The organism is [Acidovorax] ebreus TPSY, assembly GCF_000022305.1.
Taxonomy (GTDB): Bacteria; Pseudomonadota; Gammaproteobacteria; order Burkholderiales; family Burkholderiaceae_C; genus Diaphorobacter; species Diaphorobacter nitroreducens.
Window position 1 is genome coordinate 1,730,320 of sequence record NC_011992.1, and the last position, 18,387, is coordinate 1,748,706.

19 protein-coding genes and 2 tRNA genes are annotated in these 18,387 nt (G+C 64.9%); 15 read left to right on the forward strand and 6 right to left on the reverse strand.

The window, feature by feature from the left end; translation table 11 throughout:
- Window positions 1-17 precede the first annotated feature (17 nt).
- The 14 genes from DTPSY_RS08220 to DTPSY_RS08285 all read left to right on the forward strand — a co-directional run bounded on the left by DTPSY_RS08220 (window position 18) and on the right by DTPSY_RS08285 (window position 9,351).
- On the forward strand, window positions 18-1,238 hold the full coding sequence (locus DTPSY_RS08220) for an IscS subfamily cysteine desulfurase (protein ID WP_015913190.1): 1,221 nt from the start codon (window positions 18-20) through the stop codon (window positions 1,236-1,238).
- 37 nt (window positions 1,239-1,275) lie between these two features.
- Complete coding sequence (iscU, locus tag DTPSY_RS08225) at window positions 1,276-1,677, forward strand: Fe-S cluster assembly scaffold IscU (RefSeq protein WP_011805374.1); 402 nt, start codon at window positions 1,276-1,278, stop codon at window positions 1,675-1,677.
- Window positions 1,678-1,682: 5 nt separating this feature from the next.
- On the forward strand, window positions 1,683-2,006 hold the full coding sequence (gene iscA / locus DTPSY_RS08230; RefSeq protein WP_011805373.1) for an iron-sulfur cluster assembly protein IscA: 324 nt from the start codon (window positions 1,683-1,685) through the stop codon (window positions 2,004-2,006).
- 67 nt (window positions 2,007-2,073) lie between these two features.
- Window positions 2,074-2,592, forward strand: a complete 519-nt coding sequence (hscB, locus tag DTPSY_RS08235; RefSeq protein ID WP_015913191.1) for a Fe-S protein assembly co-chaperone HscB — start codon at window positions 2,074-2,076, stop codon at window positions 2,590-2,592.
- 66 nt (window positions 2,593-2,658) lie between these two features.
- A complete protein-coding gene (hscA, locus tag DTPSY_RS08240; RefSeq protein ID WP_015913192.1) occupies window positions 2,659-4,527 on the forward strand; it encodes a Fe-S protein assembly chaperone HscA in 1,869 nt (622 codons plus the stop codon).
- A 33-nt stretch (window positions 4,528-4,560) separates the two neighbouring features.
- Window positions 4,561-4,899 (forward strand): ISC system 2Fe-2S type ferredoxin, encoded by a 339-nt coding sequence (fdx, locus tag DTPSY_RS08245; protein ID WP_011805370.1) that lies wholly within the window; start codon window positions 4,561-4,563, stop codon window positions 4,897-4,899.
- On the forward strand, window positions 4,899-5,612 hold the full coding sequence (gene dnaQ / locus DTPSY_RS08250) for a DNA polymerase III subunit epsilon (protein ID WP_015913193.1): 714 nt from the start codon (window positions 4,899-4,901) through the stop codon (window positions 5,610-5,612). Before fdx ends, dnaQ begins: the two co-directional genes overlap by 1 nt.
- A gap of 41 nt (window positions 5,613-5,653) precedes the next feature.
- A tRNA-Val gene (locus DTPSY_RS08255) sits at window positions 5,654-5,728 on the forward strand.
- Between the two features lie 39 nt (window positions 5,729-5,767).
- Window positions 5,768-5,842: transfer RNA gene (locus DTPSY_RS08260), tRNA-Val, on the forward strand.
- A 116-nt stretch (window positions 5,843-5,958) separates the two neighbouring features.
- Window positions 5,959-6,996, forward strand: a complete 1,038-nt coding sequence (locus DTPSY_RS08265) for a histone deacetylase family protein (protein WP_015913194.1) — start codon at window positions 5,959-5,961, stop codon at window positions 6,994-6,996.
- A gap of 17 nt (window positions 6,997-7,013) precedes the next feature.
- A complete protein-coding gene (locus DTPSY_RS08270) occupies window positions 7,014-8,129 on the forward strand; it encodes an NAD(P)/FAD-dependent oxidoreductase (protein WP_015913195.1) in 1,116 nt (371 codons plus the stop codon).
- A gap of 130 nt (window positions 8,130-8,259) precedes the next feature.
- Entirely contained in the window at window positions 8,260-8,568 is a 309-nt protein-coding gene (locus DTPSY_RS08275) for a DUF883 domain-containing protein (protein ID WP_015913196.1), read from the forward strand.
- A gap of 67 nt (window positions 8,569-8,635) precedes the next feature.
- Window positions 8,636-9,031 (forward strand): phage holin family protein, encoded by a 396-nt coding sequence (locus DTPSY_RS08280; protein ID WP_015913197.1) that lies wholly within the window; start codon window positions 8,636-8,638, stop codon window positions 9,029-9,031.
- A complete protein-coding gene (locus DTPSY_RS08285) occupies window positions 9,028-9,351 on the forward strand; it encodes a hypothetical protein (protein WP_015913198.1) in 324 nt (107 codons plus the stop codon). Before DTPSY_RS08280 ends, DTPSY_RS08285 begins: the two co-directional genes overlap by 4 nt.
- Window positions 9,352-9,408: 57 nt before the next feature.
- Here the strand turns inward: DTPSY_RS08285 and DTPSY_RS08290 are convergent, their stop codons facing one another.
- Window positions 9,409-10,464, reverse strand: a complete 1,056-nt coding sequence (locus DTPSY_RS08290; protein ID WP_015913199.1) for a quinone-dependent dihydroorotate dehydrogenase — start codon at window positions 10,462-10,464, stop codon at window positions 9,409-9,411.
- Window positions 10,465-10,499: 35 nt separating this feature from the next.
- Between DTPSY_RS08290 and rpiA the strand changes: the two genes are divergently transcribed.
- Window positions 10,500-11,189 (forward strand): ribose-5-phosphate isomerase RpiA, encoded by a 690-nt coding sequence (gene rpiA / locus DTPSY_RS08295; protein WP_015913200.1) that lies wholly within the window; start codon window positions 10,500-10,502, stop codon window positions 11,187-11,189.
- Between the two features lie 51 nt (window positions 11,190-11,240).
- Here rpiA and DTPSY_RS08300 read toward each other — a convergent pair whose 3' ends face one another.
- The 5 genes from DTPSY_RS08300 to DTPSY_RS08320 all read right to left on the reverse strand — a co-directional run bounded on the left by DTPSY_RS08300 (window position 11,241) and on the right by DTPSY_RS08320 (window position 18,229).
- Window positions 11,241-11,897, reverse strand: coding sequence for a glutaredoxin family protein (locus tag DTPSY_RS08300; RefSeq protein ID WP_015913201.1), 657 nt, complete (start codon window positions 11,895-11,897; stop codon window positions 11,241-11,243).
- A 114-nt stretch (window positions 11,898-12,011) separates the two neighbouring features.
- The gene (locus DTPSY_RS08305) at window positions 12,012-14,045 is read right to left on the reverse strand and encodes a M3 family metallopeptidase (protein ID WP_015913202.1); all 2,034 of its coding nucleotides are present in this window, start codon (window positions 14,043-14,045) and stop codon (window positions 12,012-12,014) included.
- Between the two features lie 87 nt (window positions 14,046-14,132).
- Entirely contained in the window at window positions 14,133-14,981 is an 849-nt protein-coding gene (gene folD, locus DTPSY_RS08310) for a bifunctional methylenetetrahydrofolate dehydrogenase/methenyltetrahydrofolate cyclohydrolase FolD (protein WP_015913203.1), read from the reverse strand.
- A gap of 78 nt (window positions 14,982-15,059) precedes the next feature.
- Window positions 15,060-15,686: a response regulator transcription factor gene (locus tag DTPSY_RS08315; protein ID WP_011805358.1), complete on the reverse strand. Its 627-nt coding sequence runs from the start codon at window positions 15,684-15,686 to the stop codon at window positions 15,060-15,062.
- Entirely contained in the window at window positions 15,683-18,229 is a 2,547-nt protein-coding gene (locus tag DTPSY_RS08320) for a PAS domain S-box protein (RefSeq protein ID WP_015913204.1), read from the reverse strand. Before DTPSY_RS08320 ends, DTPSY_RS08315 begins: the two co-directional genes overlap by 4 nt.
- Window positions 18,230-18,387 lie beyond the last annotated feature (158 nt).

The following is an 18,387-nucleotide window of genomic DNA, read 5'->3' on the forward strand; positions in this document are numbered from 1 at the left end:
CTTTCACTGAGCCAGCCATGGACATGACTCCGCATTTCCCTATCTATCTTGACTACGGCGCCACGACCCCCGTGGACGGCCGGGTCGTCGACGCGATGATTCCCTGGTTGCGCGAACATTTCGGCAACCCGGCGTCGCGCAGCCACGCCTGGGGCTGGGAGGCCGAAGAGGCCGTGGAGCAAGCCCGCGGCCATGTGGCCGATCTGATCGGCGCCGACCCGCGCGAGATCGTGTGGACCTCGGGCGCCACTGAATCCAACAACCTCGCCATCAAGGGCGCTGCCCATTTCTACCAAGGCAAGGGCAAGCATCTCATCACCGTGAAGACGGAGCACAAGGCCGTCCTTGACGTGATGCGTGAACTGGAGCGCCAAGGCTTCGAGGTGACCTACCTCGATGTGCAGGAGAACGGCCTGCTCGACATCGAGAAGTTCAAGGCCGCCATCCGCCCTGACACGATCCTGGCCAGTGTCATGTTCGTGAACAACGAAATCGGCGTGATCCAGGACATTCCCCAGCTGGGTGCGCTCTGCCGCGAGAAGGGCATCATTTTTCATGTGGATGCCGCGCAGGCCACCGGCAAGGTCGAAATCGACCTGAACCAATTGCCCGTGGATTTGATGAGCCTGGCTTCGCACAAGACTTACGGACCCAAGGGCATCGGAGCCCTGTACGTGCGCCGCAAGCCGCGCGTGCGCCTGGAAGCGCAGATGCATGGTGGCGGGCACGAGCGTGGCATGCGTTCGGGCACGTTGCCCACCCACCAGATTGTGGGCATGGGCGAGGCTTTCCGCCTGGCCAAGCTGGAAATGGCCCAGGATTTGGGCAAGGTCCAAGCGCTGCAAAAGCGTCTGCTGGACGGTCTGAAGGATGTGGAGCAGGTCTTTATCAACGGCGACCTGGAGCGGCGCGTACCCCACAACCTGAACATGAGCTTCAACTTCGTGGAAGGCGAATCCCTGATCATGGGCATCAAGGGACTGGCAGTGTCTTCCGGGTCGGCTTGCACTTCGGCGAGCCTGGAACCCAGCTATGTGCTGCGTGCCCTGGGTCGCAGCGATGAGCTGGCCCACAGCAGCCTGCGCATGACCATTGGCCGTTTCACGACGGAAGAGGAAATTGACTACGCGATCAGCACCATCCGGCACAACGTCGCCAAGTTGCGTGAGTTGAGCCCCCTCTGGGAGATGTACCAGGATGGGGTGGACCTGAGCACCATCCAATGGGCGGCTCACTGACCACACGCGGCACGACGGAATACAGGAGAAACACACCATGGCTTACTCGGACAAAGTGATTGACCATTACGAGAACCCCCGCAATGTGGGTTCCTTCGACAAGGGTGACGACTCGGTGGGCACCGGCATGGTCGGTGCGCCGGCTTGCGGCGACGTGATGAAGCTGCAGATCAAGGTGAACCCCGATACGGGCGTGATTGAGGATGCGCGCTTCAAGACCTACGGCTGCGGCTCCGCCATTGCGTCCTCGTCGCTGGTGACGGAATGGGTCAAGGGCAAGACGCTGGATGAGGCTGCCTCGCTCAAGAACAGCCAGATTGCCGAAGAGCTGGCGCTGCCGCCGGTGAAGATCCACTGCTCCATCCTGGCGGAAGACGCCATCAAGGCCGCGGTCAACGATTACAAGGCCAAGCACGGAGCGGCTGTCGAGGCCGCCTGAAGACCATGGCGATCACGCTGACCGAAGCTGCCGCGCGCCATGTGACGCGCTACCTCGCCCGGCGGGGAAAGGGCGTGGGCGTGCGCCTAGGTGTCAAGACCACCGGGTGCTCAGGCCTGGCTTACAAGCTTGAATATGTCGATGAGCAGGCACCCGAAGACGTTGTGTTTGAAAATCACGGCGTCAAGGTGCTGATCGATCCCAAGAGCCTTGCTTATATCGACGGGACCGAGTTGGATTTTGTGCGCGAGGGCCTCAATGAAGGCTTTCGCTTCAATAACCCGAATGAGCGCGACCGCTGTGGTTGTGGAGAGAGCTTCCGCGTGTGAGCACGCCGTAGGCCGCTTATTGCACAGGACCGCCATCGCCCGCCGCGCTGGCGGTTTTTTTATTGCCATGAACCTCCAATCCGACGATTTCGAACTTTTTGGCGTACCACGCCGCTTTGCGCAGGACCGCGACGCCCTGGACGCGCGGTGGAAGGACCTGCAGCGCGAAGCCCATCCCGACCGGTTTGCGGCGCAGGGCGCCGCCGCCCAGCGTGTGGCGATGCAATGGTCGGTGCGCATCAACGAGGCGTACCAACGCCTGAAGGATCCTTTGAAGCGGGCGGCTTACCTTTGCGAACTGGGCGGCTCGCCCATCCGCGCCGAGGACAACACCGCCATGCCCGCGGCCTTCCTGATGCAGCAGATGGAGTGGCGCGAAGCCCTGGATGAGGCCCGCAGTGCTGCGGAGCTTGACGCGCTGGACGACACCACCCATATGGCGCGGCAAGTGGCGTTGGCCCGTTGTGCGGAACTGCTGGACCAGCATCAGGACTATGCCGGCGCAGCCCGCGAGGTCAGAGCCCTCATGTTCATTGCGCGATTTGCGCACGACATCGATTCGCGCCGAGAGCAACTGGGACAATAGGCGCTTTATTCGGTCACTCCTGCCTGGGCGTGCGCTTGCGGGCCCCGGCTTTTCCACACTCATTTCATGGCGCTTCTGCAGATTTCCGAACCAGGGCAATCGCCCGATCCTCACCAGCGGCGCGTTGCCATTGGCATTGATCTGGGCACCACGCATTCGCTGGTGGCGGCGGTGCGCAACGGGGTCGCCGAGTGCTTGCCCGATGCGCAGGGCAGGGTGCTTTTGCCTTCCGTCGTTCGCTACCTGGGCGGGGGCGGGCGGCAGATCGGCTACGAGGCCGCTGCAGCGCAGATGCAGGACCCGGCCAACACGGTGTCATCCGTCAAGCGATTCATGGGCCGGGGCCTGGGTGACATCACGGGGCGCGAGAAGTTGCCTTACGACTTCATTGCAGCGGCCGACAGTGGCGGAATGCTCTCGCTGTCCACCGCGGCAGGCGTGAAATCGCCGGTGGAAGTCAGTGCCGAGATCCTCGCCACGCTGCGCTACCGTGCCGAAGACAGCTTTGACAGTGACCTTTACGGCGCCGTGATCACGGTGCCCGCATATTTCGACGACGCGCAGCGCCAGGCGACCAAGGATGCCGCCCACCTCGCGGGCCTGAATCTGCTGCGCCTGATCAACGAGCCGACGGCCGCCGCGATTGCCTACGGGCTGGACAACGGAGCCGAAGGCGTCTATGCCGTGTACGACCTGGGCGGTGGCACGTTCGATATCTCCGTGTTGCGCCTGGCGCAAGGGGTGTTCGAAGTCATTGCCACCGGGGGGGATTCAGCCCTGGGCGGTGACGATTACGACGCGGCCCTGGCCGAGTGGGTGATGCAGCAGACAGGTGTTCGGGCGAGTACGCCCGAAGACAAGACGTCGGTGCGCTTGGCCGCGCGCGCCTGCAAGGAAGCGCTGACTGCTACTGATAATGTAGCTTTTACCGCAGATGTGGCGGGCGCTACAGTGCAATTTGATGTCAAGCGTGAAGATTTTGCGGCAGTGACGGCGGAGCTCACCCAGCGCTCCCTGGCGGCGGTGCGCCGCACCTTGCGCGATGCGCAGATCGAGCGCGACGAAGTCAAGGGCGTGGTGCTGGTGGGCGGTTCCACGCGCATGCCGGTCGTGCGCGCCGCGGTGGCCGAATTCTTCGGCCGTGAACCGCTGACCAACCTCAACCCGGACGAAGTGGTGGCCATCGGCGCGGCCATCCAGGCCAACCAACTGGCCGGCAACGATGCGGCCGGCGATCTGCTGCTGCTGGACGTGATTCCGCTGTCGCTGGGCATCGAAACCATGGGTGGGCTGGTCGAACGCATCATCGGCCGCAACGAGACCATTCCCACGGCCAAGGCGCAGGACTTCACCACCTACAAGGACGGCCAAACCGCTCTTGCCATCCACGTGGTGCAGGGCGAGCGCGACCTGGTGCAGGACTGCCGCAGCCTAGCGCGCTTTGAGCTGCGGGGCATTCCCCCCATGGCAGCGGGCGCGGCGCGCATCCGCGTCACGTTCACGGTCGATGCAGATGGTCTGCTCAGCGTGGCTGCGCGCGAGCAGGCCAGCGGTGTGGAGGCGCGTATTGACGTCAAGCCATCCTACGGGCTCAGCGACGAGCAGATCGCGCGCATGCTGCAAGAGGGCTTTGCGACCGCGCAGCAGGACATGCAGACGCGCGCATTGGTTGAAGCCCGTGTGGATGCCGACCGCCTGCTGATCGCCACGCAGAGCGCACTGGACGTGGACGGCGATGTACTAGCGGCCGCGGAGCGCACAGCGATCGACGACCTGATGCATGCACTGCGCGCCACGCTGGAGACCAGCACCGACGCGGCGGCTGTCGAGGCTGCAGCGCAGGCCCTGGCCAAGGGCACCGAGGCATTTGCCGCGCAGCGCATGAACCGCGGTATCCGCCAAGCCCTGGCAGGCAAGAACGTCAGCGCCCTCTGAGCGCACAAACCTCATCCATTGATTCAAACACCCATGCCCGTCATCAAGATCCTGCCTCATCACGAATACTGTCCCGAGGGCGCGGAAATCACTGCGCCGGCCGGCACCTCGATCTGCGAGGCATTGCTGGACAACGGCATCAAGATCGAGCACGCCTGCGATATGAGCTGCGCCTGCACGACCTGCCATGTGGTCGTGCGCAAAGGATTCGAATCGCTCAATGATGCGGAAGAGGAGGAGGAAGACCTGCTGGACCGCGCGTGGGGCCTGGAGCCGCAATCGCGCCTGTCGTGCCAGGCCATCCTGGCGCAGAGCGATGTGACGGTGGAGATTCCCAAGTACTCGATCAACCACGCCAAGGAGAACCACTGATGTCCCGACAGATTGTTCTGGACACGGAGACCACCGGCCTGTCGGCGGAAGGGGGCGACCGCATCATCGAGCTGGGCTGCGTGGAGCTCGTCAACCGCAAGCTCACCGGCAACAATCTGCATCTGTACCTGAACCCCGAGCGCGACAGCCATGAGGACGCGCTGAAGGTGCACGGCATCAGCAATGAATTCCTGCGCGACAAGCCCAAGTTTGCCGAGCGGGTGCAAGACATCCTGCAATACCTGCAGGGCGCGGAACTCATCATCCACAACGCGAGCTTCGACGTGGGCTTCCTGGACAAGGAGCTGGAACTGGTCGGCCTGGCGCCGCTGTCCGCGCATGTCGGGGGCGTGATCGACACCCTGGCCATGGCCAAGGAGATGTTCCCGGGCAAGCGCAACTCGCTGGACTCGCTGTGCGACCGGCTGGGCGTTGACAATTCCAGTCGTACGCTGCACGGCGCCTTGCTGGACGCGGAGTTGCTGGCGGATGTCTACATCAACATGACCCGCGGGCAGGATGCCCTGCTGATCATGGATGAGGCCACCGCCGGGGCAGGAGGCACCACCGTGGCCGCGGTAGATCTGAGCCGCATTGCGCTGACGGTGCTGACCGCCAGTGCGCAGGAGCTTGCCGAGCATGAGGAAGTACTCGTGCAGATCGACAAGTCCAGCGGCGGTAAAACAATTTGGCGGACTTTGTCTGAGGCGTGAGAAAGCTATGCCATAATCGCGGGCTGTCGCAGCAACGACACGGGTGATTAGCTCAGCGGTAGAGCACTGCCTTCACACGGCAGGGGTCACATGTTCGATCCATGTATCACCCACCAGTTTTGTCAGGGCCTGTACTCGCAAAAATACAGTCCTTTGGGTGATTAGCTCAGCGGTAGAGCACTGCCTTCACACGGCAGGGGTCACATGTTCGATCCATGTATCACCCACCAATCCGAACCCCTTGCAGCCGGTATGGCCGCAAGGGGTTTTTTCTTGGCGCTGAGGTCGTGAGGGACTGCCGGCGTCGATGACAATCCGGCAGTCGCGATTGACTTGGCCGCCGTCGATGATCACCTTCCATAACCCGCTGCAGCACACCCACGCTCCCGAGCACGAATTTTTCCGCGGCGAGCGTGTACCGTGTTTCGAGAACCCGACGCGCGCGGCCTATGTGGAAGCCGCTTTGACTGCGCGGGGTCATGTACTGCACCCCCCGGATGTGGATTGCGCTGAGATCCTGGCAAAGATCCATGCGCCGAGCTACCTGGCTTTTCTGGCTTCGGCGTGGCAGCAGTGGCTGTCGCTGGGTGAAGGGCAGGACCGTGTGCAGCCGTTTCCGTCGGTATGGCCGGTACGCACATTGCGCTCGGATGTAGAGCCCGACAATTTCATTGCCAAGCTGGGGCTGTACTCCATGGACAACGGCTCGCCGCTTGCAGCGGGCACCTGGACGGCAGCCAAAGCAGGCGCCGACGCGGCGGCCAGTGCCGCGGCGCGCCTGGCGGCTGGCGAGCGCGCCGCGTTCTGCAGCACACGCCCGCCGGGGCACCATGCAGGCCCCGATTTCATGGGCGGGTACTGCTTCTTGAACAACGCGGCCGTGGCGGCCCAATGGCTGCGCGACCACGGCGCGGCCCGTGTGGCCGTGTTAGACGTGGATTACCACCACGGCAATGGCACGCAGAGCATCTTCTATGACCGTGCGGACGTGCTCTTCGTCAGCATCCATGGCGATCCCCACACCGAATACCCCTTCTATCTGGGACATGCCGATGAAACCGGCGCAGGCCTCGGTGCGGGCTGCAACCTGAACCTGCCTCTGCCGGCCGGAACCGATGCTGCCACTTGGTTTGCGGCCTTGGAGCAGGCCTGCGCGCGCATCGCCGCTTTTGGAGCGGATGCCCTGGTGGTCTCGCTCGGACTGGATACCTATGAGGGCGATCCGATCTCGCGCTTTCGGCTGGCGACGACGGATTTTCTGCGGCTGGGTGCGCGGCTGCGTGGTGTGGGACTGCCCACCGTGCTGGTGCTGGAAGGCGGCTACGCAGCGGCGGCGCTGGGAACGAATGCGGTGAATGTGCTCGAGGGTTTCGAGCAGGCATGACAACGGAGGCATGAGCGATGAGTGAGATGGTCGATTGCGTCGTGGTGGGCGCGGGGGTGGTGGGGCTGGCGGTGGCGCGCGCATTGGCGCTGCAAGGGCGCGAGGTCTGGCTGCTGGAAGCGGCCAATGCCATTGGCACCGAGACGAGTTCGCGCAACAGCGAGGTGATCCACGCCGGCATCTATTACCCGCAGGGTTCGCTCAAGGCGCGCTTGTGCGTCCAAGGCAAGGCCATGCTGTACGACTACTGCAGCGAGCGCGGCGTGCCCCATAGTCGCTGCGGCAAGCTCATCGTCGCCACGTCGACCGAACAGCAGAACGCGCTGACGGGCATCAGAGCGCGCGCGCAGGCCAATGGCGTGGATGACCTGCAATGGCTCTCGCGGGAGGAAGCACGTGCGCTGGAGCCCGAACTGGAATGTGTGGCAGCGCTGCTCTCGCCCAGTACCGGCATCGTGGACAGCCATGCCCTCATGCTGGCGTTGCTGGGCGACCTGGAGAACGCGGGTGGTGTTCTGGCATTGAATTCGCCTCTGGCCAAGGCCCATTGCGCGCCACAAGCTATCCATTTGGAAGCAATGGATGGCACGTGCATCAGTGCGCGCACGGTGGTCAACGCGGCCGGTTTGCATGCGCCAGTCCTCGCGCGCCAATTCGAGGGGTTGTCCGCGGTGCATGTACCGCAGGCGGCCTATGCCAAAGGCAACTATTTCACGTTGTCCGGCCGGGCACCCTTCAGCCATCTCATCTATCCCGTCCCGGAGGCGGCGGGGCTGGGCGTGCACCTGACGCTCGACCTGGGGGGGCAGGCCAAGTTCGGCCCCGACGTGCAATGGGTGGAAGGCCCCGAGGACCTGGTGGTGGATGCGAGCCGCTCCGAGGCCTTTTATGCCGAGGTGCGCAAGTACTGGCCCGGCCTGCGCGACGGTGCATTGGCGGCGGGCTACGCCGGCATACGCCCGAAGATCCACGGCCCCCATGAGCCCGCGGCGGACTTCCTGATCCAGGGGCCGCGCGATCACGGAGTCTCGGGGCTGGTCAACCTGTTTGGCATCGAATCACCTGGGCTGACCAGCGCGTTGGCAATCGGTGCGCACGTGGTCGGTCTGCTGCACCAAGACGCCGTGTCTTGATGCAACGCGGTCATTTTGTGATAGCGGCCATGCCCTGCGGCGCGAGCACTGGGCTAAGATGAGATACCCGCCTACATGGTTTGCCATGTACGGCGTATTACCGTTGTTTCCTGCTATGAAAGGCTCGCGTATGACCACCGTATCCGAAACCATTTCCTCCACCCAGGCAGAACTCGAAAAGCTGGTGGGCGACCTGCGCGGTCTGCTGGCCAGCAAGGATCTGGACGGTATTCCCGAGATCAAGCAACTGCGTCAGCGCCTGGATGACGGCATTCATTCGGTGCGTGATTCCGCCGTGCGTGCCGCTCAGGAGGCAGCCCTGCAGGCCAAAGATGCCGCGCGCGCCGCCGACCGTTATGCCCACGACGAGCCCTGGCGCGTTGCCGGCGCTGCGCTGGCCGTAGGGGCGCTGGTGGGCTTCATGCTGGCCCGCCGCTGACCGGTAGCGCAGTGGCAGGGCGAATCGTCAACGCTGCGGCGCGCTCCAGCGCCAGGGAGGGGCTTGCATGAACTGGTTGTCGCTGCTCGGCCTGGAAGGCTGGGTTGCACGCTGGCGGGCCGCCATCATCGAAGGCGCGATCGCGGCGGAAGACCGTATCGAACTCGCACGGCTCGAATGGGCCGACCAGAAGCGCCGCATGGCCCAGCTGGTGGTGCTGCTGGTTCTCTTTGGGTGCGTGGCCGTGATCGCCCTGCTGCTGTTGTCACTGGCTGTGCTGGTCCAGTTCTGGGATTCACCGCAGCGCGTGCTGGTGGCATGGTTGCTGGCAGGCGGCTGGTTGCTGGCCTGGGTGGCAGTGGCGGTGGCCCTGGTGTCCATCGGCCGACAGGCGGGTAATGCCTTTGCCCTTACGCGGCGGGAGTTGCAGCAGGATTGGCGCACCATCAAGGAGCAGTTATGAGCCCCTCTTCCCTGGACTCTGGGCAGCCGACGCGCGTGCCCACCCCGCAGCAGCAGAAGGTGCTGGACCGCATTCTGGTGCAGCGTGAGCGGCTGCGTGCTCGGCGCGCGGCCCTGCGCCAGGCGCGCGCCGTGGCCGCAGGCGCGGAAGTTCGGGTGGAACCCGATGCGCCGCTGGCGGCCCGGCTGGTGGCGTTTGCGCGCCTGCATCCCGTTGCGGTGGCAGCGGTGGCGGGCGCTGCTGTGCTGGCGGGGCCTCAACGGCTGGTGCGCTGGGCCACCCTGGTGATGCCGCTGGTCATGCGCATGCGGCGCGGCTAAGGCCCTGTTCCACCGTCTCTATCAGGCCGCATCGCGGCCTTTTTTCTCGGTCCGTTTTTAACGCAGATCGCGGATCGCCTTGGCCGCACGGCCCACGAGGGCAGGGCCTTCATAGATCAGGCCGGTGTAGATCTGCACGACATCGGCGCCTGCGCGGATTTTGCTCACAGCATCTTCGGCGCTCAGAATGCCGCCCACGCCTATGATCGGGAAAGCCGGGCCCAGCGCGGCACGCAGCTGGCGGATCACGGCGTTGCTGGCTTCCAGCACGGGTGCACCGCTCAGGCCTCCAGTCTCGCCGGCATGGCGCAGGCCCTGCACGGCGTCCCGGCGGATGGTGGTGTTGGTGGCAACCACGCCATCCATGCCGTGGCGCTGAAGTGTGGTGGCAATCACGGCCACTTGGGCCTCGTCCAAATCCGGCGCAATTTTCACGAAGATGGGCACGCGGCGGCCCTGGGCGGCGGCGAGCTGTCCGCGGTGTTCGGCAATAGCGCCCAGCAGGCAGTCAAGCGCCGCATCGCTCTGCAGAGCGCGCAGGTTCTGCGTGTTGGGCGAACTGATGTTCACCGTAACGTAGTCGGCATGCGGGTACACGCCTTCCAGGCAGGTGAGGTAGTCGCGCGTGGCGTCTTCGATGGGCGTGGTGGCGTTCTTGCCGATGTTCAGACCCAGCAGCAGTTTGCTCTGGCCGCGGCCCTGTGTGCGGACCTGCGAGCGCTGCACGTTGGCAACAAAGGCATCCAGCCCTTCATTGTTGAAGCCCAGGCGATTGATGAGCGCACGCGCCTCGGGCAGGCGGAACATGCGCGGCTTGGGGTTGCCGGGCTGCGCACGGGGCGTGACGGTGCCAACCTCCACGAAGCCGAAGCCCATGGCGGCCAGCGCGTCGATACAGCGGGCATTCTTGTCGAGCCCCGCCGCGAGGCCCACGCGGTTGGGGAAGCGCAGGCCTGCCAGTTCGATGGGGTCGCTCACGGTTTCGTTGCACCAGGCCCATTGCAGCGGCGTGCGCTGGCCGCGCGCCAGCATGTCCATGGTGAGTTCGTGGGCGGCTTCGGCGTCCATGCCGAAGAGAAAGGAGCGGGCGAGGGCGTAGGGCAGCAGAGACATGGGGATAATTCAATGATCTTTCCGGATTTTCCCCCATGACTGCACCCACATCCCTTTCCCAAGACGAACTCAAGACCCTGGTCGGCCAAGCTGCACTGCAATATGTGGTGCCGGGCGAACTGGTGGGCGTGGGGACCGGCTCTACCGTCAACAAGTTCATTGACGCGCTGGCATCTATCAAGGACAGCATCCGCGGCGCGGTTTCCAGCTCCGAAGCCAGCACGGCGCGGCTGAAGGCGCTGGGCATCCCCGTGCTGGACGCCAACGACGTGCGCTTGCTGTCGGTGTACATCGATGGCGCCGACGAGATCGACGGCAACGGCTACATGGTCAAGGGCGGAGGGGCGGCCCTCACGCGCGAGAAGATCGTCGCCGCGCTGGCACGGCGCTTTGTGTGCATAGCGGACGAGTCCAAGCTGGTGAACGTGCTGGGCGCGTTCCCGCTGCCGGTGGAGGTCATTCCGATGGCCGCCGCGTACATCGCGCGGCGCTTCGAGTCGCTGGGGGGGCAGGCGACGCTGCGTCTCAAGGATGGCCAACCGCTCGTGACCGACAACGGCCAACACATACTGGATGTGCGCGGCCTCACCATCAGCGATCCGCTGGCGTTCGAGACCGAGGTGAATCAATGGCCGGGGGTGGTGACGGTGGGCGTGTTTGCGCTGCAGAAGGCCAACGTCTGCCTGCTGGGCACGGCACAGGGCGTGCGTACGCTGTCCCTGTAAGACGGTGGACGGCAGTGGCGCGGCAATGCCGCGCCGAGCATCCCCTCGCTTTTAGAAAATGATGCCGGCCGGATTGGAGGGAGACGGCCCCGTGGGCGCTGCCGGTGGCGCTGAGGGGCGTCGTGCGGGAGCAGCGGACGCCTTGTCCGCAGCCGGTGCTGCAGGCTGCGCAGGCACCGCAACGAGCGGGGCTGCCGCAGGGCGGCGGTAGTTCGGCGGCAATTGCGACTGCTTGGGGTAGCCGGCGGCGTCCAGGTACTGCGTCCACTCGGTGTCGGAAAAGCCCCGCAGCTGCTGTGCGCCAATGGTGCCGAAGGGCAGGCTGGATTCACCGCTCATGCGCTTGAGCGCGTCGATGTCCTCGTTGGTGCTGACGGTGCGCTCGGTGAAAGGAATGCCACGGTTGATCAGCAGATTGCGCGCGCTGTTGCAGGGCACACAGTCGCTGCTGGTGTACAGCGTCACGGGAAAGCGCGTGGCCACCTGGCGTAGAGCGTAGGGCAGGGCCTCGGCGCCGCCGCCGCCGCTGCGTGGTCCGGCGCCGACCGCTGTGCCCTCGGCGTTTGCGGCAGGAGCGCGGTCGGAGAAGGTCACCTTGCCATCCGGCCCGACGATGCGGTACACCTGCTGGGCCAGCGCGGCCGTGGACAGCAGGGCGGCCGTGGCGCATGTGGTGGCCAACACGGCAGCGTTGCGAATGATGGACATGGGTTCCTCTCCTCTTGGTTTCTTAAAAATAATAGCTGGTCGCGCTTGCTGCAAGCCATTTTCCAGTAGAAAGCAGGCGCAAACGCCCGGCAGACAAGCGCGAACCGCTCACTTTTATGCTGCCATGCCCTGGTGGCGCAGCAGCGCGTCCAGTGTGGGTTCGCGCCCGCGGAAGGCCTTGAAGGAGTCCATGGCGGGGCGGCTGCCGCCCGCTTCCAGGATGGCCTGGCGGTAGCGCCGGCCGGTCTCCGCGCTGGGCTCCCCGCCCGCGCCGGCAGTTTCCTCGAACGCGGCATACGCGTCGGCGCTGAGTACCTCGGCCCACTTGTAGCTGTAATACCCCGCCGCGTAGCCGCCCGCGAAGATATGGCTGAACGTGTGGGCCGAGCGGCTGAAGGCGGGAGGCTTGAGCACGGCCACCTCGTCGCGCACGCGGTCCAGCAGCGCCAGCACGTCGCCTTGGGGGTCGTGCTCGGTGTGCAGCAGCATGTCGAACAACGCGAACTCGATTTGGCGCAGCGTGGCCATGCCGGCCTGGAAGTTCTTGGCCGCGATCATCTTGTCGTACAGCGGGCGCGGCAGCGGCTCGCCCGTGTCCACATGGGCGGTCATGTGGCGCAACACTTCCCATTCCCAGCAGAAGTTCTCCATGAACTGGCTGGGCAGTTCCACGGCGTCCCATTCCACGCCGCTGATGCCTGACACGTCGCGCTCGTTCACCTGGGTGAGCATGTGGTGCAGGCCATGGCCGAATTCATGGAACAGGGTGATCACGTCGTCGTGCGTGAGCAGGGGTGGGCGCCCGTCCACCCCATCGGCGAAGTTGCACACCAGATGCGCCACCGGTGTCTGCAGCAGGCCCGTGTCCGGGCGCAGCCAGCGGGCGCGCGCATCGTCCATCCAGGCCCCGCCGCGCTTGCCCTGGCGGGCAGGCTGGTCCAGGTAGAACTGACCCACCAGCTCGCCGCCGCGCTCGATGCGGTAGAACTCCACGGCGCTGTTCCATACGGGCGCAACGTCGCGGCGGATGGCCACCTCGAACAGCGTCTCGACGATCTTGAACAGCCCGGCCAGCACCTTGGGCGCCGTGAAGTACTGCTTGACCTCCTGCTCACTGAAGGCGTAGCGCGCTTCCTTGAGTTTCTCGGAGATGTAGGGCCAGTCCCAGGACTGGGGGTTGGCCAGGCCCAGATGTTCCGCAGCAAAGGTGCGCAGATCGGCCACGTCCTTCTCCGCAAAGGGCCGGGCGCGGTGCGCCAGGTCCCGCAGGAAGTGGATGACTTGTTCGGGCGATTGCGCCATCTTGGGCACCAGCGACACCTGGCCGAAGTTGCCATAGCCCAGTAGCTGCGCCTCTTCCTTGCGCAGCGCGAGGATCTCGGCCATCACGGCGGTGTTGTCGAAACGCGCGGCGTCGCCGCTGGCCTGGTCCGATGCGCGTGTGACGTAGGCGTGGTAGAGCTTCTCGCGCAGGGCACTGCTGGTGGCGAACTGCATCACCGGCAGGTAGCACGGCATCTTCAGCGTGAGCTTGTAACCGTCCTTGCCCTCGGCCTGGGCCGCGGCGCGGGCGGCGTTCTGCACGTCGGCCGGCACGCCGTCCAGCTCCTCGGCCGTGGCGTAGTAGGCGTAGGCGTCGGTGGCGTCCAGCGCGTTCTCGCTGAACTTTTGCTGCAACTCGGCCTGGCGTTCCTGGATGGCGGCAAAGCGCTCCTTGGCTGCGCCCTGCAGCTCGGCGCCCGACAGCACGAAGTTGCGGATCGCATTGCTGTGCGCCTGCCGCTGTTCCGGGTTGAGCGTGGTGGGGTCGATCGCCTTGTATTTGGCGTACAGGCGCTCGTCGGCGCCCAGGCGGGTCCAGAACTCGGTGACCTTGGGCAGCGCCTCGTTGTAGGCGGCGCGCAGCTCGGGCGTGTCCGCCACGCTGTTGAGGTGGCTGACGGCGCCCCATGCGCGGCCCAGTTCCTCGGTGGCGACATCCAGTACCTGCGCAATCGCATCCCAGCGGGCCGGGAAGTCCGGCTGGGTGACGGTTTCCAGTGCGCCGTCTGCGCGTTGCAGCAGCACATCCACCGCAGGGGCTACGTCGGCGGGGGTGATGCGGTCGAAGGGAATGTGGCCCGAGAAGTCGAGGAGGGGATTGCTCATGCTGGCTTAGATGGCGTTGCCGTGAGTGGGTTCAAGCCGTTGGCGCAAACGCGCGCCCACCGGCACTCGGGTCAGGGGTGCCTCGCGTCAGAGGCGCTCAGCCGCTTCCAGGGTGTTCACCAGGAGCATGGTAATTGTCATCGGGCCCACGCCGCCGGGCACTGGCGTGATGTAGCCCGCCACCTGCTTGACGCCCTCGAAGTCCACGTCGCCGCAGAGCTTGCCTTCGTCATTGCGGTTCATGCCCACGTCGATCACCACGGCGCCGGGTTTGACCATGTCGGCCGTGAGCACGTTGCGCTTGCCCACGGCAGCCACCACCACATCGGCCTGGCGCGTCATGGCGGCAAGATCCGCCGTGCCGCTATGGCAGACCGTGACGGTGGCGTTGGCTGCCAGCAGCATCATGGCCATGGGTTTTCCCACGATGTTGGAGCGACCGATGACCACGGCGTGCTTGCCGCGCAGGTCCTTCATACCGATGGATTCGAGCATCTTCATGCAGCCGTAAGGCGTGCAGGCCTTGAAGCCCACCTGGCCCACCATCAGTGCCCCGGCGCTGGCGACGTGAAAGCCGTCCACATCCTTGAGGGGCGAGATCGCTTCGATGACCTTGTGGTCGTCGATGTGCTTGGGCAGCGGCAGTTGCACCAGGATGCCGTGGATGCTGGGGTCGTTGTTCAGCGCCTGCACGCGCGCCAGCAGCTGTTCTTCGCTCATGCTGGCGTCGTACTTTTCCAGCACCGAGTGAAAGCCCACGTCCTCGCAAGCCTTGACCTTGTTGCGCACGTAGACCTGGCTGGCAGGGTTGTCGCCCACCAGCACCACTGCGAGGCCAGGGGTGATGCCGCGGCTTTTCAGCGCGGCCGTGCGCGCGGCGACTTCAGTGCGCAGTTGGCGGGAGAGGGCGTTGCCGTCGATCAGTTGGGCTGTCATTGATGAATCCACGATACAAATGAAAAAGCTGCCTGGCGCTTGTCTGGTATGCGCAGGCAGCTATTAAAAACGGAGCAATTAGGCCTTGGCGCTACCTGGCCCCAGGGCAATCTTGAGCAGGTCGGCCACGGTGTTGGCGTTGAGCTTTTCCATGATGTTGGCGCGGTGCGCCTCCACCGTCTTGATGCTGATGCCCAGGTCGTCGGCGATCTGCTTGTTCAGGCGGCCGGCAACGATGCGTTCCAGCACCTGCGCCTCGCGGCTGGTGAGTTTGGACAGCAGCGCGTCGCGGCTGGCGGCCTGCTGGTAGTCGGCAAAGGCTTCGCGTGCATGGTCCAGCATGCGCTCAACCAGGCCCAGCAACTCTTCTTCGTTGAAAGGTTTCTGGATGAAGTCCAGCGCGCCCTTCTTCATGGTGTTCACGGCCATGGGGACGTCGCCGTGACCAGTGATGAAGACGATGGGCAGGGGCGACTTGCGTTCGACCAGGCGGTCCTGCAGCTCCAGGCCCGTCATGCCGCCCATGCGGATGTCCACGATCAGGCAGGCGACTTCGCGCGGGTCATAGCGTGCGAGGAACGATTCCGCCGAATCAAAGCAGCGTACACGGTAGTCCTTGCCCTCCAGCAGCCACTGGAGCGAGTCGCGGACGGCTTCGTCGTCGTCGACGACATAGACGGTGCCTTTTTTCGGAATCAAACTCATGCAATAGTCCTTGGGGTTGACGTTGCTGCGGAATTGATAGTGGCATCCGCAGCAGTGGCGAGCGGAAGCCAGAAGGAGAACCGGCAGCCGGTGACCTCCGATCCATTGTAGAGGTTCTCCGCGTGCATCCGGCCCTGGTGCGACTCGACGATGCTGCGGCACAGGTTCAGGCCCATGCCCATGCCTTCGCTCTTGGTGGAGAAGAATGCCTCGAACAGGTGCGCCAGCACTTCCGGGGCCAGGCCCTTGCCCGTGTCCTGCACCGAAAACTCGATCACCCCGCGGCCATCCACATGGCGCGGCACCACGCGCAGCTCCACGCTGCGCCCGGATGGGGGGCGGTGGGCCTGGGCGATGGACTCGGCGCCGTTCTTCATCAGGTTGATGAGCACCTGCTCGATCAGGATCGTGTCGGCCATCACCTGGGGCAGCCGGGCGGCGACGTAGTGCGTCAGGTGCACGTTGTGGCGCCGCAGCTCGATGTCGGCCAGTTCCACCGCTTCGCTCACCATCTCGTGCACGTCGGCCAGCGTGCGGTTGGGTTCGCTTTTTTTCACGAAGGCGCGGATGCGCTGGATGATCTGGCCGGCGCGCTGCGCCTGGTGGGCGGTCTTTTGCAGCGCCGTGAGCAGTGCCTCCTCGCTGATCTGGCCGCCCTGGATGCGCGAGACCATGCCGCTGCAATAGTTGCTGATGGCGGTGAGCGGCTGGTTGAGTTCGTGGGCCACGCTGGAGGCCATCTCGCCCATGGTGATGAGGCGGCTGACCGACTGGGCGCGTTCGGCCTGGCGCGCGGCCTGCTCCTCGGCCTGGCGGCGCGGCGTGATGTCGGTGGCAATGACCATTTGCGCCAAACGGCCGTCCACCCAGTTCAGGTAGCGCGAGCGCACCTCCAGCCACTTGCCCAGATCGGGCAGGTAGATCTCGGCGTTCTCCGAACGGGCGCTGGTCAGCGAGTCGGTGGGCAGGCCCATCAGGCCATCTTCGTCGTCCATGCCGCCGGAACTGTAGGAGGTGGGCAGCACGCCCGCCTGCGCCACCAGTTGTAGGTGGCCGCTGGTCTGCGAGCCGAACCATTGGCGGTACAGGCGGTTGGCAAACAGCAGCTCCTCGCTCCCCAGCGGCGCCACGGAGACGGAGGCGTCCAGCGCCTCCAGCACGATGGTGAAGCGCTCATGCGAGGCGGTGAGTTGCTCGCGCACGCGGTTGGGCTCGGTGATATCGGTCATCGAGGTCATCCAGCCTGTCTGGTGACCGCGTGCGTCGATCAGCGGTGAGACGTACAGGCGTGCATCGAACAGCGTGCCGCTCTTGCGCCGCACGCGTACCTGGAATCCACCGGGCACGGTCTTGCCCGAGAGTTCGTCCCGCAGATTGGCGTGCAGCGACTCATATTCGCCCTCGGGCCAGTAGCTGTAGGGCGGGGTCTGCCCGACCAGCTCGGCCTCGGTCCAGCCTGTCATCTGGCAGAACGCGGCGTTCACATAGGTGATGCGGCCCTCCAGGTCCAGCGCGCGCATGCCGGTGAGGATGGAGTTCTCCATCGCCCGGCGGAAGTTGGTTTCTGCCACCAGTGCTTCCTGGGCCTGCAGCCGCCTGCGCGTGTGCCGCCAGGTGGCGATGAGCATCCATGCCGTCATCACGCTGAGCGTGCCCACGAGCCAGAACAGCCCGCTGCCCACCACGCCCAGCGACGTACGGTACGCCTGCGCCCGCATCACGAGGCCGTTGCCCACCGGGGAGACCGGGATCTCGTACTGGTTGGCCTTGGTGGTCCAGGGCAGCAGCGCATTGGTGCGCGGGGGCAGGGGCGTGCCCGCCAAGGTGCGGCCATTGCCGTCCAGCAACGTGACGGCGTAGCGCGCCAGCACCTCCGTGGGAGTGCCGTAGCGCAGCAGGCTGTCGATGGAGTATTCCGCCAGCACCACGCCGCCGAACTTGCCCTGGGGCGACAGGGGCACCTGCAGTTGCAGCAGGGGAGCGCTCTCGCCCTCGGTGGCCGTGGGTTGCGAATACAGCGGCTGCTGCAGGTCGCGGACGGCGTTGAAGAGGTTGGTGGTCTCGCCGGGCTTGAGCACCTCGCCGCCCACGCGCAGCTGGCTGCTGGTCACGGCGGGCGCGGCGTGGCTGGCGCGGATACGCCGGCGCTCGTCAATCCAGGTGATGGCCTGCAGCTCGGGGTACTGGCTGATGAGCGGCTCGGCGCGGCTGCCGAAGTCCGCGCGCTCCACATCCTGGTTGGATAGATCGCGCGCGATGCGCATGATCTGCTCTTGCCGCTCCAGCAAGCGCAAACGCACGCGCTGCTGGGCGTATTCCACGTCGCGCCTGAGGGCTTCCTTCTCGCGTTCCACCTCTTCCGTGCGCAAATACCAGAACGAGGCCACGATGGCAGCGAGGAACATCAGCACCGATGCCACGGGCGCCAGCGCCGCGAACCGGTCCTGGCGCGTGGGCGAGAGGCTGCGCCACCAGGCACGCCACCAGCGCGCCGGGGTTTTAACGGCAGACACGGTGGAAGAGGGCGCGACAGGAGACTCCATGGGCGCGGAGTTTAAAGGCTTCGCGGGGGCGATTTCATCTGAAGAAATAATGTGCAATCGCAGCAATTTTTCATATTAAGAGATGAAAAAGCATCATTTGAAATGATGAAAATTTGTGCGAAACTCGCGCCCGTATTACCGTTATTGCCACTGAATCA